General features: G+C 38.2%; 14 protein-coding genes and 1 other annotated feature. All 14 genes read right to left on the minus strand.

Annotated features, from left to right (window positions below; translation table 11 throughout):
* Nucleotides 1-29 precede the first annotated feature (29 nt).
* The 14 genes from thrS to LJY09_RS23590 all read right to left on the minus strand — a co-directional run bounded on the left by thrS (nt 30) and on the right by LJY09_RS23590 (nt 16,662).
* A complete protein-coding gene (gene thrS / locus LJY09_RS23525) occupies nt 30-1,988 on the minus strand; it encodes a threonine--tRNA ligase (RefSeq protein WP_205689533.1) in 1,959 nt (652 codons plus the stop codon).
* A 43-nt stretch (nt 1,989-2,031) separates the two neighbouring features.
* Nucleotides 2,032-2,280 (minus strand) — a binding site (T-box leader).
* A gap of 60 nt (nt 2,281-2,340) precedes the next feature.
* Entirely contained in the window at nt 2,341-3,201 is an 861-nt protein-coding gene (gene ytxC, locus LJY09_RS23530; RefSeq protein ID WP_028411772.1) for a sporulation protein YtxC, read from the minus strand.
* A gap of 96 nt (nt 3,202-3,297) precedes the next feature.
* Entirely contained in the window at nt 3,298-4,230 is a 933-nt protein-coding gene (gene dnaI / locus LJY09_RS23535) for a primosomal protein DnaI (protein ID WP_013059430.1), read from the minus strand.
* Nucleotides 4,231-4,262: 32 nt separating this feature from the next.
* A complete protein-coding gene (locus LJY09_RS23540) occupies nt 4,263-5,690 on the minus strand; it encodes a replication initiation and membrane attachment family protein (RefSeq protein ID WP_155010571.1) in 1,428 nt (475 codons plus the stop codon).
* Nucleotides 5,691-5,762: 72 nt separating this feature from the next.
* On the minus strand, nt 5,763-6,224 hold the full coding sequence (gene nrdR / locus LJY09_RS23545) for a transcriptional regulator NrdR (RefSeq protein ID WP_013059432.1): 462 nt from the start codon (nt 6,222-6,224) through the stop codon (nt 5,763-5,765).
* A gap of 243 nt (nt 6,225-6,467) precedes the next feature.
* A complete protein-coding gene (locus tag LJY09_RS23550) occupies nt 6,468-6,854 on the minus strand; it encodes a hypothetical protein (protein WP_028411774.1) in 387 nt (128 codons plus the stop codon).
* Nucleotides 6,855-6,947: 93 nt separating this feature from the next.
* The gene (gene speD / locus LJY09_RS23555; protein WP_013059434.1) at nt 6,948-7,328 is read right to left on the minus strand and encodes an adenosylmethionine decarboxylase; all 381 of its coding nucleotides are present in this window, start codon (nt 7,326-7,328) and stop codon (nt 6,948-6,950) included.
* Between the two features lie 423 nt (nt 7,329-7,751).
* Nucleotides 7,752-8,783 (minus strand): glyceraldehyde-3-phosphate dehydrogenase, encoded by a 1,032-nt coding sequence (locus LJY09_RS23560; protein WP_013059435.1) that lies wholly within the window; start codon nt 8,781-8,783, stop codon nt 7,752-7,754.
* Between the two features lie 275 nt (nt 8,784-9,058).
* Nucleotides 9,059-9,655 carry a dephospho-CoA kinase gene (gene coaE, locus LJY09_RS23565; RefSeq protein ID WP_098999237.1) on the minus strand — a complete coding sequence of 199 codons (597 nt, stop codon included), beginning with the start codon at nt 9,653-9,655 and terminating at the stop codon, nt 9,059-9,061.
* A gap of 23 nt (nt 9,656-9,678) precedes the next feature.
* Nucleotides 9,679-10,308 carry a sporulation membrane protein YtaF gene (gene ytaF, locus LJY09_RS23570; RefSeq protein ID WP_033579623.1) on the minus strand — a complete coding sequence of 210 codons (630 nt, stop codon included), beginning with the start codon at nt 10,306-10,308 and terminating at the stop codon, nt 9,679-9,681.
* 60 nt (nt 10,309-10,368) lie between these two features.
* Nucleotides 10,369-11,202 carry a DNA-formamidopyrimidine glycosylase gene (gene mutM, locus LJY09_RS23575; RefSeq protein WP_028411775.1) on the minus strand — a complete coding sequence of 278 codons (834 nt, stop codon included), beginning with the start codon at nt 11,200-11,202 and terminating at the stop codon, nt 10,369-10,371.
* Nucleotides 11,203-11,223: 21 nt separating this feature from the next.
* A complete protein-coding gene (polA, locus tag LJY09_RS23580; RefSeq protein ID WP_034265607.1) occupies nt 11,224-13,851 on the minus strand; it encodes a DNA polymerase I in 2,628 nt (875 codons plus the stop codon).
* A 329-nt stretch (nt 13,852-14,180) separates the two neighbouring features.
* On the minus strand, nt 14,181-15,953 hold the full coding sequence (gene pnpS / locus LJY09_RS23585; protein ID WP_155010572.1) for a two-component system histidine kinase PnpS: 1,773 nt from the start codon (nt 15,951-15,953) through the stop codon (nt 14,181-14,183).
* Nucleotides 15,946-16,662 (minus strand): response regulator transcription factor, encoded by a 717-nt coding sequence (locus LJY09_RS23590; protein ID WP_013085192.1) that lies wholly within the window; start codon nt 16,660-16,662, stop codon nt 15,946-15,948. The genes pnpS and LJY09_RS23590 overlap by 8 nt, the downstream gene beginning before the upstream one ends.
* Nucleotides 16,663-16,678: the final 16 nt, after the last annotated feature.

Here is a 16,678-nt window from a genome sequence, read left to right on the forward strand (position 1 = left end):
CAGAGAATTTCAATTCTCTGCTTTTTTCATTAACGAGATGCTTCTGCTTTTACATTTTGTAAAAAGGCTTGGAAATCCACTGTTTCTGAATTCTGCTCACCATATTTACGTACGTTTACTGCTTTATCTTCTACTTCTTTATCCCCTACAACAAGCATGTAAGGAATTTTTTGCATTTGAGCCTCACGAATTTTATAGCCAATTTTCTCATCGCGAGAATCAAGTTCCACACGAATACCCGCAAGCTGAAGCTGTTCTTGCACTTCTTTTGCATACTCAAGATGAACCGTAGGTGATACTGGAATCACCTGAACTTGTACAGGTGCTAACCACGTTGGGAAAGCTCCTTTGTATTCTTCGATTAAGAAAGCGACAAAACGTTCCATTGTTGACACCACGCCGCGGTGAATAACAACAGGTCGATGCTGTTTTCCGTCTTCCCCTACATACGTTAAATCAAAGCGTTCAGGAAGTAAGAAATCCAATTGAACCGTAGATAGCGTCTCTTCTTTACCAAGAGCTGTTTTAACTTGAACATCTAGTTTTGGACCGTAGAATGCCGCTTCGCCTTCAGCTTCATAATAATCAAGGTCAAGCTCATCCATTGCATCTTTTAACATGCTTTGTGCTTTTTCCCACATTGCATCATCATCGAAGTATTTTTCTGTATCTTCAGGATCACGATAAGATAGACGGAATGAATAATTTTCAAATCCAAAATCTTTATAAACCGCTTCAACTAAGCGAACCACACGAATAAATTCTTCTTTGATTTGATCCGGACGTACAAAGATATGTGCATCATTTAACGTCATGCCTCGAACGCGCTGAAGTCCTGATAATGCTCCTGACATTTCGTAGCGGTGCATTGTTCCAAGTTCAGCAATACGGATTGGAAGCTCACGATAGCTGTGAATACCTTGTTTGTACACCATCATGTGATGAGGACAGTTCATTGGACGAAGAACCAGGTCTTCGTTATCCATTTCCATTGCAGGGAACATGTCATCTTGATAGTGCTCCCAGTGACCAGACGTTTTGTAAAGTTCTACACTTCCAAGCACCGGCGTGTAAACGTGCTGATAACCAAGGCTTACTTCTTTATCTACGATATAACGCTCGATAATACGGCGGATCGTCGCACCTTTTGGAAGCCATAAAGGCAGACCTTGTCCTACTTTTTGAGAATTTGTAAATAAGTTTAACTCTTTACCAAGTTTACGGTGGTCACGTTCTTTTGCTTCTTCAAGAAGACGAAGATGCTCGTCTAAATCTGCTTTTGTAAAGAATGCTGTACCGTAAATACGCTGCAGCATTTGATTGTCGCTGTCTCCGCGCCAATAAGCACCTGCTACGCTTAATAGTTTAAACTCTTTAATTTTGCCTGTTGACGGCACGTGCACACCTCGGCAAAGATCAAAGAATTCGCCTTGTTGGTAAATCGTCACCTTTTCACCTGCTGGAATCGCATCAATCAATTCAAGCTTTAGTTCATCGCCAACTTCTTTAAAAAGTTGAATGGCTTCTTCACGAGAAACTTCTTTTCGTTCAATTTCAATATTTGAATTAACGATTTTTTTCATTTCTTTTTCAATTTTACCTAAATCTTCAGGAGTAATTGATTCTTCCATATCGATGTCATAGTAAAACCCATTTTCGATAACCGGGCCTACACCTAGCTGTACTTTTACATCTTTGTATAAACGTTTGATTGCTTGAGCCATTAAATGCGCTGTACTATGGCGCATAATTTCAAGCGCTTCAGGAGCATCTTGCGTAATGATTTCAAGACTGCCATCTTGTTCGATTGGCGTACGTAAATCCAGCAGCTCGCCGTTTACTTTACCTGCTAATGCTTTTTTCTTTAATCCCGGGCTAATAGAAGCCGCAATATCTTCTGTTGATGATCCTTTTGGATACTCTTTAACAGCTCCATCAGGAAATGTCATTTTGATTACTTCTGACACAACTTTCCACTCCTTTAACATAACTAATAAACTTTTTGTAAAAACAAAAAACTCGTCCCTTATAAAAAGGGACGAGTTGTGTATACACGCGGTACCACCCTTGTTTCCTCTTCGTATCTTGGATAACCCAAATAACCCGAAGCGGCTCGAGGTTTTATAACGGAAATTCCGTCAGTAATTACTAGAGACGCTGCTCGTTTACTACTGAAGTTTAGAGGTGGTAAGAATATATTCCGTGTTAGGAGATTTTCAGCCTAGATCTCCCTCTCTATAAACCGTAAATATACACTCATGTCCTCATCATAACTTGTGACATATAGCTGTTTTTCAATATGCATTTATTATATTCATTTTCAAAATAGAAATCAACCTTTCACGTTATATTTTGCTTTTGATCAAACGGAAATTCATTTTTTTCGTATAACATCACTTTTTCTTGAAAAATATTTTGAATGGTATAAACAAAATCATGATCATGCTGGTCGCTATACAGATGAATAGCAGCTGGAGATAAACTCAGCAAAGGCGCGATGATAGTTGAGTCTATGTATACTGATTCTTGTTCAGATAGAAAGGCCTCTGCTAGGGCTGCACATTCACGCTCCGGAACATATCTACTGCTTTGGTCGTACAATACAAACTTGTTTTTATTCAAATGCATTACATACACATCGCCTGTAGATGACTGTCTTTCATTAGCTGCTTGACGCAGCTGATGAATAAGAATTTGATAGTCTTGTTCAAGCTTATATTCATCAATCGCCAGCTCAGCATAATAGCGCAGCCGCTCTTGATATTCTTTTAAACGGAATTGGAGAAAAGACTCAAAGGTGAATGTTACATTATGAATGAAGAAGTCTTGAAGAGCCTGGCGGATAAGTAATTCTCTTGGAAGGGAAAATGTTTTTTGCGGAATTTCGCCTCTCTCTCCTTCCATAATCCCCCCCATAATTTGAAGCAGCAAATCTTGTTCTTCCTCTTCTGAATAGAAAAATTGTTCTTTTAATATGTTTACCATCATCTTTTTTTCTTTCTTTTTTAAAATCACGTGCGTTAATACCGGTATCACCATGTCTTGTAAAATGGCCTCTCGATTGTATGTCTCATCAATAACTAAAAGCTGATTATTCACCAACTTCAAGCACTGTGAACCATATGATAAAGCGCTTCGCTTCGCGCATAAAGACTCATATACAATGACTGCGTCTTCTACATATTTAAAGAATATTTTCATTCCTCATAGCCCCCCTTTGGACACGCTTTATTAATGTATATGGGGCAACATGCAAAAAAATGAGCAAGTCGTTACAAGAAATGTAAAACGACCTGCTCATCTATTTCGTTTATTCTCTCCATTCATTTCAACGGGAATGGCTAGAGACTTAATTCGTTCCATGACACGAGCGGCTTTGAGCTCTTCCTGCTCGCCTCGTTGGGTATAAGTCAAATGATGTTGAAGCTCTTTAAAATTTAAATTCGAGCTGAAAAATGTCGGCAAATTTTCGAGCATGCGGAATTGTAAAATGGTTCCGAGCACATCGTCTCGCATCCAGCTCGTTACAGATTCTGCTCCGAGATCATCAAGCATAAGAACCGGTACTTTTTTGACATACTCTATTTTCTCATTGAAGCTTTGATCTTGAAACGAACCTTTTAACTCACGCAAAAACTCCGGGACATACAGAATCGTAGATTTCACTTTCTTTTCGGCTAACGCATTGGCAATTGCTCCAAGAAAATACGTCTTCCCCACACCAAACGAACCGTGTAAATATAAAGCTTTCATTTTCTTATTTGGCTCATATTCTCGCACAAAATCTCTTACTAATTTAATGGCTTCAAATCTTCCCTGCTCAATTTCAATATCAGACATCGTTGCCTGTAAAATTTCTTTGGGCACGTACATACACTGAATAAAAGATTCTTGTTCTTTTCGCTCATCTTCTTGTACTTTTCTAGGACAGCGTTCATACTGTAAATCAATATTACGGCCTTTTACAACCAGCTGAGGGTGATACCCCTTCACCATATTGACACAGCTTTGCAGAGAAGGGCATTTGTCACAGCATTTGCTCTGGTCGATGAATTCATGCATCTTCATCAAGCCTCGGTCGACCATTTGCTCATCTAACTCATGGCGATGCTCTTGCAGAAACGTTTTAACTTCGGGATTAGACAGAATACTGTTTCTTAATGCTTCTAAACGTGCTTTAAAATCCTTTTTGTTCACTAACTGATTTAGTGAATCATTGATAGGCTTCATCTTTTTCACCTCATCTCTATCATACCTGCTTTTTATTCTTTATGCTTTTGTTTTAGCTCTTGATCTAACTGCTTGAGCTCTTCTTGTAGCTTTCGTTTTTCTTCTTCAAATTCATCCACTTCTTTTGAAGGCTGCTTTTTCTCTTCTTTTTCTTCATCGCTCAACCACTCTGGCACCATTTCTTTACGCACAATTTTTCGTCCGGCCGTTTTTTTATTTTGCTTTGCCTCGGTCCAGTTCTGATATTCTTTCTGTTCATTTTTAGCTAAATTCATGGCATCTTGAACAGTTTGTACCTTTTTGCGCGCCCAGTGTCCAGCAATTTTCTCTACATAGCTCTTAGATAATTTCATATCGGATCTTAGCATAACATAGTAAATCAGAACATTTACTACCCCTGGTGAAAGCTTTTGATTAAACATCACTTCTTCAATCATTTGCAAATCTGCTTTTGATGGCTCTGCCCCCCCTGAAAACTCGATCAATAGCTGTCGAGGAGAGGTGACTTCTAGCTGTTGAATGAGCTGCTCTTCCTTAGTCTGAGGCTGCTTTTCCTGCATGGTACGAAGCATAGGAGGCTGAATTTGTTCGCTTAGATTGGGAAGTGCTTCTCCATTTTCAAATTGGTAAAAGGACTGTGCTGCTTTTCTAAGCAATTCAATATCAACTTGATCATTCTCATTTAGCGAATCGAGCACTACATTTTTCATTTGAAGAGGATCGATGCCGTATAAAAAAGCTAACTTTTCAATCGCTTGTTTTACTTTAGATGTAATGGACCTTTTCGAAATCATTGAATCTGTTAGGCCTGCTAAAAATAAATCAAAATCAAAGGAATCCGGGCTCATCTCAATAGAAGCACGGTTTGAAGAATCTATAAAGTCCGTTTGAGCATCAGGAGAAAATACATCCTTGCTTTCAGACTGAAAACTTGGAACCAGCTCCGTTGCTTTAACTGATTTAAATACATCGTTAAATGAATGCGTCACATCTTTGAACGATTGATCATCCACGAGTGAATCCGAAAAATAATTTTTTACTTTTTGAAAGATGGATTTTCCTAGTCGGTTATATAAATATACATTTAACACGCCATCGTTAAAGAACTGATGGGGCGTAAGAGGAGGAATGAGCTCATAAATGAACACACGAACATCATCTTCTTCCTTAATATATGTTTTTAACAAACCAATACCTTCTAATTTTAACCGCTCATGGTAAATAGCTTTCAAATTAATTTGCATCATTGACATTAGGTGATGATGCGTAGACTCTTTTCCCCATAAACGATCTTGTTCCAGCTCGCTCCATAGCGTCATATACAAACCAAAACACGTCGTACCCACCAACGGCTGATAGAGCATTGTTAAAATCTTTCGGTCGTATTCCTGCAGTATGCCGCTCGAACGAACAACATAACGATCGACCGGTATCATTTCTTTCCAATGTTGTTCTTTCATGTCGTTCCCTACCTACTTTTAAAGTAATAGAAATGACAAAAAAAGAGCCTAAAGAATACTTCAATAGCTCTTTTACAGTCGTTCCTTCTTAATTAAATCTTTTAATTCATCAATAAATACATTGATGTCTTTAAATTGTCGGTATACCGAAGCAAATCGAACATAAGAGACTTCATCGATAGCAGCTAATCGCTCCATCACCATTTCTCCTACCACATCTGACTGCACCTCTGATGTACCCTGACTGCGCAGCTCTGTTTCAATATCGTGTACGGTATCTTCCAGTTGTTTTAAGCTTACTTGGCGTTTTTCACACGCCTTAATTAACCCTCGAAGGATTTTGTCTTTGCTGAACTCTTCTCTCGCTCCATCTTTTTTTACAACAATTAACGGAAGTTCTTCTACTTTCTCAAAAGTTGTAAAACGATAGTGACACTCTTCGCATTCACGTCTTCTACGAATAGAGCGGCCTTCTTCTACAGGGCGCGAGTCCAGCACTCTCGTTCCATTGTAATGACAGGATGGGCACTTCATATTCTCAGCTCCAATAATAAACCTTGTTTTTCTTTTTATTTTCTCTCATATAAGTTAATTTTCATCTATGTTAGCCGGCTATTCGCCATTTATTATGATTGTCATCATCATTTCCTTTATCAAACACGATGCTATATTAAAGGATTTACTTTATTCCATCTTATAGAAAACAAGGCTTGAATACAAGTAAAGGAAAAGGAATTTCCCCATTTTATTTCCTGAAATTCAAAAATGATAAGGAACTTACGAAGAAAGAGGAATAAGTTTTTGATCAAAGCTCTTATAAAGCGTACGTACAAGTTCTTTGCTAAAACCAAAATCAACTGGCACCACTTTTGACTCTGTTGTAGCAGAAAAATCGATAGCGGTTTCAAGAGGACGTACGCTAATAATGGTAATCACAACAAAAGCTTTTCTTCCTTTTACAACGTTTAAGCTAATTTCTCCTCGCTCTTCATACGCAGCAAGTATCTCTATCCCTTGCATATGCTTCAACATTTCATGAACTTGCTTAAATGCATTCCCAGCCGTTGTTTTGTAATAATGCGTTTTTAGAGTCGGATCTGAATGACGATCGCTTGTTTCTACATGATTAGAAAATAAAGATTTAACTACTTGTACTACCCCCATGTTGTTATCCCCTTTGTTTTTGCATATTAAAAATTTATATACTAAAAAGAGGTGTGTAATACACCTCTTAACTTACGTAATCAATCGACACTATTAAAGTGCATTCGCTTTAGTTTGTTTTACCTGAACAGGACCCATTCCACGTGGTAATTCAATTGTTTCACGTGTCTGTGCACTTAGAGCATCTGCAATATAATCTGCTGCGATTGTAGGATCTAAATGACCACAAGTATAAACATCGATACTTGCATAACCATGCTCTGGGAAGCTGTGAATCGTTAAATGTGATTCTGAAATAATAACAACGCCACTTACACCTTGAGGTGCAAATTTATGGAACGCTACTTCGCGAACTTCCGCACCAGATTTTAAAGCTGCATCAACAAACGTTTTTTCAATATAATCAATATCATTTAACTTATCGAAATCGCATCCCCATAATTCTGAGATGACATGACGACCCATTGTTTCCATAATGATATTTCCCCCTTTAACAATTTTTAATCGTTAAACATGAAGTTCTTTCGCCATATAGCATGTTAACTACCACGGGGGAAAGTTAGTCCAAAGAGGTCCTAACCCTTTAAGTAGCCACATCACCGAAAGGTACACAAGAAGTTCACGAAACATAGTATACTTTGTTTACATTTATTTTGCAATACGTGTTTTGATTTTATTAAAGATTGTTCCGGCAGATAGACCTATACAAATTACCCCTGTGTTCTCGTGAGACAGTGTGTAAAAGCTGCTAAACGACTATTCATTTTTTATTAAAATTGAGGAAAAGAAACACTCCTTTGCATGATTATCTTATTGCTTTTCCCTATTCTTTTGAATAAAAACAAAAAAAACAGGGCGATAGCTCCCTGTTTTTTTAAAAAGCAATCTATAGCTTTCTTAGCTTACTCTTATCTTTGATCCATTACGCATTTCTGCAGCAATATATCTTACCAAATCGACTACGCGCTGAGAGTAGCCCCACTCGTTATCGTACCAAGCTAACACTTTAATTTTATGATCTTCCATTACGATAGTCGATAGTCCATCTACAATCGCTGAATGAGGATTTGTATTAAAGTCAATTGATACGAGTGGTTCCATTGTTAAATTTAAAATATTCTTTAATGGTCCTTCAGCAGCTTTAATGAACGCTAGATTAACATCTTCCATCGTCACAGGTTTCCTTACATCCACAACTAAATCGACAAGCGATACGTTCGGCGTAGGAACGCGCAGCGCCATTCCATGAAGCTTTCCTTTTAAATGAGGAAGAACTAATGAAAGCGCCTTGGCTGCTCCAGTTGTTGTAGGAATAATTGATTGAGCACACGCACGGGCTCTTCGCAAGTCTTTATGCGGGTTATCAATATTCTTTTGATCATTTGTATATGCGTGAACGGTCGTCATTAAACCGTTTTCAATTGTGAACGCTTCGTCTAACACCTTGACAACTGGAGCTAGACAATTTGTCGTACAAGAGGCATTAGAGATAATGTTATGCTGATTCACATCAAACTCTCGTTCGTTTACGCCCATCACAATAGTAATATCTTCTTGTTTACCCGGTGCCGTTAAGACAACTTTTTTCGCACCTGCTTCAATATGTAACTGCGCTTTTTCTCTTGAATTAAATTTCCCTGTTGCTTCAACGACTAAATCAATCCCAAGCTCTTTCCAAGGCAAATTCAGCGGATCGCGTGAATTTAATAGCTGGATTCTTTTACCGTTAACAATTAGCGCATCATCATCACATTTAACATCTCCATTAAATGGTCCGTGTATAGAGTCATATTTGATTAAATGTGCTAATGTTTCTGCTGGATAAGATGCATTTATGGCAATAATATCTAAATTCTCCTCTATAATCGCTGTGCGAAAAACCATTCTTCCTATTCTCCCAAAACCATTAATGGCAATACGTGCTTTCATGGCTATACCCCTCTCTATATGTGTTATACTATTTAACTTTTTATATTGAATAGTATAACATAAATATTTAAAAAGTGAATAATATTAATTTTTTTTAATAAATTATTTTAATTGAGTTTTACTATATGTATATAGCGAGAACAGATATTTAACACATTCTTTTTTAGAAGCTCGTAAATATTCTCAATAAAAAAATCCGAACGAGCTTGATTCTACCTCAAGAATCAAGCTCGTTCGGATTTCCCTTCAGCTAACATACGTTTATCCAAGCCTCTTTAATCTAGCCATAGGGCTAATATACTTAAAAGCTGTTGTTTTGTTTCCTCTACAGGTCCGTTGTTATTGATCACCGCATCGGCTAAGGCTACTTTCTGAATCAAAGGCAGCTGTGCGTGGATACGTGCATAGGCATCTTTCGTCGAGAGATCATTACGAGATTTTAACCTTTCTAGCTGCACAGGCTCATCGACATATACAACCACTACTTTGTCGACTAAATGCGTCAAATCACTTTCAAACAGCAGCGGAATATCTAATACCACAGCATCGTATCCTTCCTCGATATACCTTTCCTTTTGAGAAAGCATTTCTTTTCTTACCGCAGGGTGTACAATTGCATTCAACTTTTTACGTTCTTCCTCTTGAGAAAACACAATTTCCCCTAAAGCCGCTCGATTGATCTCCGCATTTTCGTGAAGAATGGCACGGCCGAACGTCTCTACAATTTGGTTATATGCTTCTTTTCCTGGTTCGACGACTTCTTTTGCAATGTGGTCAGCATCGATTACTGGAATATTAATATCTCTCAGCATTCCGGTTACCGTACTTTTTCCACTAGCAATTCCGCCCGTTAATCCAATTACAATTGACATTGGCCTCTCCTTTATCGCTTTATTTAAAATCTAAAAATACCTAAAATAATAAGCAGAACTCCCGGTAAAAAGGAAAACATTTTCATCCATGATAAACGTGAAAAAACTTTGCCAAACTGTATGCCAGCACTTAAAAAAAGTGAACTCATAAGAGCTACAGCAATTGCTAAAGCATACGGCGAATAACCTAATAAAGCTGCTCCAAACCCTGCTCCAAATGCATCAAGAGATAATGCAATTCCAAGTATAAATGCTTCAATCCCAGTGATGGAACCTGAATTATCTAAATCTGCTGCCGTTGGTTTTTTCAATACGTTAATGACTAAGCCAATTGACTTAATTTCAATTTTCACTAATGTTTTTTCTTCTTTCACTCGAGATGAATCTGCCGGACAAAAAAACTGGTATAAAATCCACATTCCAAGTAGAACAAGAATACCTCCGCCTACTTTATTTAGTACATCCACTGAAAATAGATGCGTAAGTACCTTTCCTAAAAACATAGAAAACATTAAAGAAAATGCTGAGCAACATGAAATAATAAAAATGGATTTCAGCGGGATTTTCACCTTTCGAAGTCCGTATGTCAGGCCAACGCTAAAGCTGTCAAGACTTACGGCAAAAGCAAGAATAAGTAAAGAAAATGTTATCATGATGAGAGGACTCCTTTCCTTTCTGTCTATACGTAGTATATGAAAGGAGCCCATCCATTGTTATTTTTTAGCCGGCTGACAATTTGGGCAGATATGTGTTCCTCTACCGCCTACAACAAATTTTTCAATTGGGGTACCGCAAATTTTACAGGATTCGCCTTTTCTTCCGTACACGTAAAGCTGCTGCTGAAACATGCCTATTTGCCCCTGTGTGTTTACATACGTACGAATTGTGCTGCCCCCTTGTTTCACCGCTTCTTGAAGGGTCGCTACAATTTCTTCGTACAATTTTTCATACTCTTCGTCTGTTAATTGGCTGGCCACTCGTTCAGGGTGAATCCCTGCGCGAAATAGTGCTTCATCTACATAAATATTCCCTAGCCCAACCACGACATTTTGATCGAGTAAAACCGGCTTGATTTTTCGAGAGGTTTTGCCGATTCGCATTTTTAACTGACTTGGATTAAATGTTTCGTCAAACGGTTCAGGTCCAAGGCCAATAAGAGGAGGAAACAGATCTTCCTCTCCCTTTTTAAATAAGTGCATGGTACCAAATTTCCTTACATCCCGGTATCGTAATTCTGTTCCGTCGGTGAAGTGAAAAAAGACGTGTACATGCTTATCTGGTTCGTCTGCATTTTCATGGAGAGCATATTTTCCTTCCATACGCAGATGAGAAACCATCGTATAATCATCGAGTACAATTTTCAAAAACTTACCTCTGCGTTCAACATCTCGAATGGTTTGTCCAACAAGCGCGTCACAAAACTGCTCAACTTGCTCAGGACGTTTGATAATATTAGGCCATTTAACGGTTACACGCTCAATGGTCTTACCACTGGCTAATTCAATCAACGTACGTCTGACGGTCTCAACTTCTGGTAATTCTGGCACGTTTGTCACATCCTTTTTCCACTACTTTGCTTCGTACCAAGTCTTTCCGTAAGAATAATCTACTTTCAACGGAACTTCTAGCTCTAAAGCATGCTCCATTACTTCTGGTACGATTTTCTCTAAAATTTTAATTTCTTCTTCTGGGGCTTCAAAAATCAGCTCATCGTGTACTTGAAGCAGCAGCTTAGCCTGAAGATTTTCATCTTTTAAGCGCTTATCCATTTCAATCATTGCTTTTTTAATAATGTCAGCTGCTGTCCCTTGAATAGGCGTATTCATAGCTGTACGCTCAGCGAAGCTGCGGAGGTTAAAGTTTCGGCTCGTGATTTCAGGCAAGTAACGGCGGCGGTGCAAGAGCGTTGTTACGTATCCCTTTTCTTTTGCATCGCGCACAATCGTATCCATATACTCCTGTACACCCGGGAAGCTTTTTAAATAGCGTTCAATAAAAGTAGCCGCTGCTTTTCTTGTAATTCCTAAACTTTGCGATAAACCGTAATCACTGATGCCATAGACGATTCCAAAATTAACTGCTTTAGCCTGACGGCGCATATTCGACGTTACTTCTTCTCTTTCGACGTGGAACACATCCATCGCTGTTTTCGTATGAATATCTAAGTCATGCTTAAACGCATCAATTAGCTTTTCATCATTTGCAATATGAGCCAGTACGCGCAGCTCAATTTGTGAATAATCCGCCGCAAATATTAACCAATCAGGCTGTGAAGGCACGAACGCACCTCTTATTTTTTTACCTTCTTCAAGACGAATCGGGATGTTTTGCAAGTTAGGATCTACTGAGCTTAACCTTCCCGTTTGAGTTAACGTTTGATTAAAGCGGGTATGAACTTTTCCATCGCTTTCATGAATAACCTTTTTTAACCCTTCGATATACGTAGACTGTAATTTTCCTAGCTGACGGTATTGTAAAATCTCTGGGATAATATCATGGGCGCTAGCTAATTGCTCTAATACATCAGCTGATGTGGAATAGCCTGTTTTTGTTTTCTTTATGACTGGAAGCTGCATTTTTTCAAAAAGAACAACTCCTAGCTGCTTTGGTGAATTAATATTGAATTCTTGTCCAGCGTATTCGTAGATTTTCGCTTCAATTTTTTCAAGCTGTTCTCGAAGATCTTCGCCCATTTCATCCAAACGCGCCCGATCAATTTTCACCCCTTGATATTCCATATCGGCAAGGACAATGGCAAGAGGCATTTCAAGCTTTTCAAACAGCTCAAACTGTTCATTTTCAACCAATTCTTTTTCCAACACTTCTTTTAAATAAGCTACGGCGGCTGCTTTTCTTATAACATGCTCAGCTAGCTGAGCAGCTTCCGCAATGCTTCGCTTAGCTCCTTTTCCATACACCGCTTCATCTGATTGCACTTGATGATATCCTTTTAATTTTGCAATTGTCGCTAGGTCATCATTTGCTTCAGCGGGATTTAAGATGTAAGAAGCAATCATTACATCATGTTCAATTCCTTTAATTTCATGCCCCGCCCATTTTAACGATACAATCGTACGTTTTCCATTAAATACCGTCTTTTTTACATCTTCATCTTCTAGCCATGCTGTAAACTTGGAAGATGAAAGAGCTGTGTCTTTATCAATAAAATAGTGGCCGTTTTTGTTGCTGATTCCAAAACCGAGCAGCTGATTGTGATGATAGTTTTCTTCATAACCTTCTACGATCAGAGCTGCTTCGCTTGTTAACATATCATCGTGAACTTCCTGCACTATTTCAAACGTCAGTTCTTCAAAATCTGCTTCCTCTTCTGCTGATTCACCAAATTTAGCAAGCAGAGAATTAAACCCAAGCTCTTTAAATAAAGAGATGACCTTTGAAGATTCAAACCCGTCATATTTCGCATCTTCTACAGATACTTCAAGAGGCGCTTCGCAATAAATAGTTGCAAGCTTTTTACTCATGATGGCTGATTCACGATTATCTTCTAGCTTTTCTTTTAATTTTTTACCGCTGACTTGATCGATAGATTGCAATACATTTTCAACGGTTTCAAACTCTTTTAATAACTTTAAGGCTGTTTTTTCTCCAACTCCGGGCACGCCTGGAATATTATCTGAGCTGTCTCCCATAAGACCCTTCATATCAATGATTTGCGCAGCCGTGATTCCATATTTTTCATCAATGGCTGCAGGCGTATAGGAATCCACATCCGTAATTCCTTTTCTCGTAATATCTACGGTTACATGCTCTGACACAAGCTGAAGTAAATCTTTATCACCGGAAATGACTTTCACGGCCATTCCTTTTTGTTCTGCTTGTTTTGAAAGTGTACCGATAATATCATCTGCTTCGTACTCAGGCAGTTCATAGCGCTTAATTCCATATGCATCTAATAACTCACGAATAAAGGGAAACTGCTCTGAAAGTTCAGGAGGCGTCTTTTGTCTGCCTCCTTTATATTCTGTAAATGTTTTGTGACGAAACGTTGTTTTCCCTGCATCAAAAGCCACCAGTAAATGCGTTGGCTTCTCTTCCTCTAAAATACGTGTCAGCATTGTAGTAAAGCCGTATATGGCATTTGTATGTATTCCTTTATCATTGTTTAAAAGCGGCAAAGCAAAAAATGCACGGTAGGCAATACTATTCCCGTCAATTAATACTAGTTTTTGTGTCATTCATGTTCCTCCATTTCGCTCTCTTCTTATCTTACCTTTATTTTAGCAAACAATAAGCTTTAAGGACAAAAAGTACTCTTGAATTCAACGTTTTATTTTCATATGGTGATAAGATCTATACATCATAAAATAAAAAACACCACCTAGTTATTTTAGGCGGTGTAGCATGTGAATGGATAGAAATTGTCAAAAAGAATCGGCGAAAATAGCACGGTTAAAGCTATTTTCGCCTTACATATTGGCTCCTTGGATGAAGGGGTTTCCATGAAAAATTGTATCAATTAATTATTAAGCTACATTAAATAAATTGTAAAAGGAACGTAAACATTTTACATCTGCGGCAAATACTTGTGCAGCTTCACCCAAAAAGTTGTCCCTTTATTGACTTCACTTTTCACTTCAATTTCCCCTTTATGAGCTTCAACAAGATGTTTAACAATTGCTAATCCAAGACCTGTTCCTCCGGAATTGCGGCTTCTTGCTTTATCTACTCTGTAAAAACGCTCAAAAATACGTGAAATTTCATCAGAATCAATACCGATACCTGTATCTTGAACATGAACCGTAATCGTTTCTTCTTCCTCTTCAAGCGAAACGTGAACGGTTCCTCCAGGCATTGTATACATGAGCGCATTGCCAATTAAGTTAACGAACACTTGCATAAGGCGCTGACTGTCACCATCAATCCACGCTTCTTCAGGAAGCGTATCTAACGTTAGAGTGATTTCTTTTTCATTCGCTCGGTTCGATAGCACTGTTATGACCTCATAGAGAAGGGTATTCAAATCTACTGAATGAATGCTTAGTTTAAAACCTTGCTGTTCAACTTTAGATAAATCCAAAAGATCTTGAATCAGGCTCTCCATGCGCTGGCTTTCCGTTAGAATAATAGATAGAAACTGCTCTCGCAGCTTTGGATCTTCCATGGCACCGTCTAACAATGTCTCACTAAACCCTTTAATGGACGTAATAGGCGTTTTTAGTTCATGAGACACATTCGCTACAAAGTCACGGCGCACTTGTTCTAGTTTTTTCAGCTCGGTAATATCATGGAAAACAAGCACAATGCCTTTCCATTCATCGTTTAAGCCAATAATCGGCGCTCCGTAAACATCAAAATATCTTCGTTCAATATTTAAAGGCAAAACGACTTGTTTTCGAACCTTTACTTCGGTCATAAATATTTTTTCCACAAGTTTAATGATTTCTTTGTGCTCAAATACCTCATAATACAAGTGATAAAGGAAATCGTCCGGATGTATATGAAACTGCTCTTTATAAGCTCGATTCACTAAGTTTATATAGCCTCGACTATCGATCAGAAGCATACCGCTTCCCATATTTTCAATTAGGGTGCGCAGCCTGTCCTGCTGCATTTCTTGATTAGTGATAGACTCTTGCAGATTACGAGCAAGTGCGTTAATAGACTGACTCAGCATCCCTGTTTCATCTACATAATCTTCATATGTACGAGCTTTATAATTCCCTTTTGCAAGTTCCATAGCCACCTTGGTTGCCGATTCAATAGGACGGGTATAGCGCCCCATAATCTTTACACCTAAGAGTAAAATCACAATCAAAGCTAGACCTAAGCTTCCAATAAGAAGCCCCCAGATTTGCTGATTTACTTGTTTTAATGAATCAAACGATGTACTCAAAACAACAAATCCCTCTTGCTTACCTTCTATAATAAGCGGGATACCATAGTAATATAAGTCGTAATCTTCTTTAATTTGATCAAAGCTTTTTTTGCTGTTTAACTGCTTTTTTAATACTTGTTGGATTACAATACTTTTTTCGATTCTTTGCTGCTTGCTACCTGGATTTGAGTCAACTAATATTTTTCCATCTTTTTGAACGACAGTCGTTCGTACACTTAGCGAATGACTGATTTGATCAACTTTAGATTTTAAAGCAGGACTTGTGATGCCTTCTTCACTAATGTACATTTCCACAAGCTTTGCTTCTTTTTCCATTCGCTCTTGAAACGTTTGAAAATAAAAGTTTTTAAACAACTGCCCCAGCAGCAGGCCAAGACCTACTAATACAATAATAATAAGTACTAATAGAGCCAAAAGTAGCCTTGAACGAAATTTATTCATCTACCTTTGGTTCCTCCAGCTTATATCCTAATCCTCTAATCGTTTTTATATAAACCGGTTTTCGCGTATTATGTTCAATTTTCTCACGCAGATGGCTGATGTGCACATCTACAATTCGCGTATCTCCGGCAAAATCATAATTCCACACTGCACTCAGCAGCTGATCACGAGTTAATACCCGTCCTTTGTATTTTGCCAAATATAATAATAACTCGAATTCTTTCGGAGTAAGCTCAAGCTGCTCTTGATTAAAGTAGGCCTCATAATGATCTGGAAGAATTTTTAAATCACCAATCATGATGCGTTCGCCATCTTCCTCCTGTTCATTTTCCTGAGCAATAATTTGTGTTCTGCGTAAAATGGCTTTTACACGGGCTACTACTTCTCGAGGACTAAATGGTTTCGTCATGTAGTCATCTGCGCCAAGTTCTAGCCCTAATACCTTGTCAAACTCATCGTCTTTTGCAGTTAACATTAAAATAGGCGTCATCACTTTTTGCTGACGAAGCTTTTTACAAACTTCAATTCCATCCATTTTAGGAAGCATCAAGTCTAACACAATTAAATCAGGTTTTCCTTCTAATGCCTTGTTGTATCCTTCTTCCCCGTCTTCAGCTGTTTCTACTGTAAAGCCAGCTTGTTGTAAATTATATTGTAATAATGTTGAAATTGATTGTTCATCATCTACGACTAATAATTTCTTACTCATATTAACGATATAAGCC

The sequence above is a fragment of the Priestia sp. J2 genome, from assembly GCF_020790095.1.
In the GTDB taxonomy this organism is placed as follows: Bacteria; Bacillota; Bacilli; order Bacillales; family Bacillaceae_H; genus Priestia; species Priestia zanthoxyli.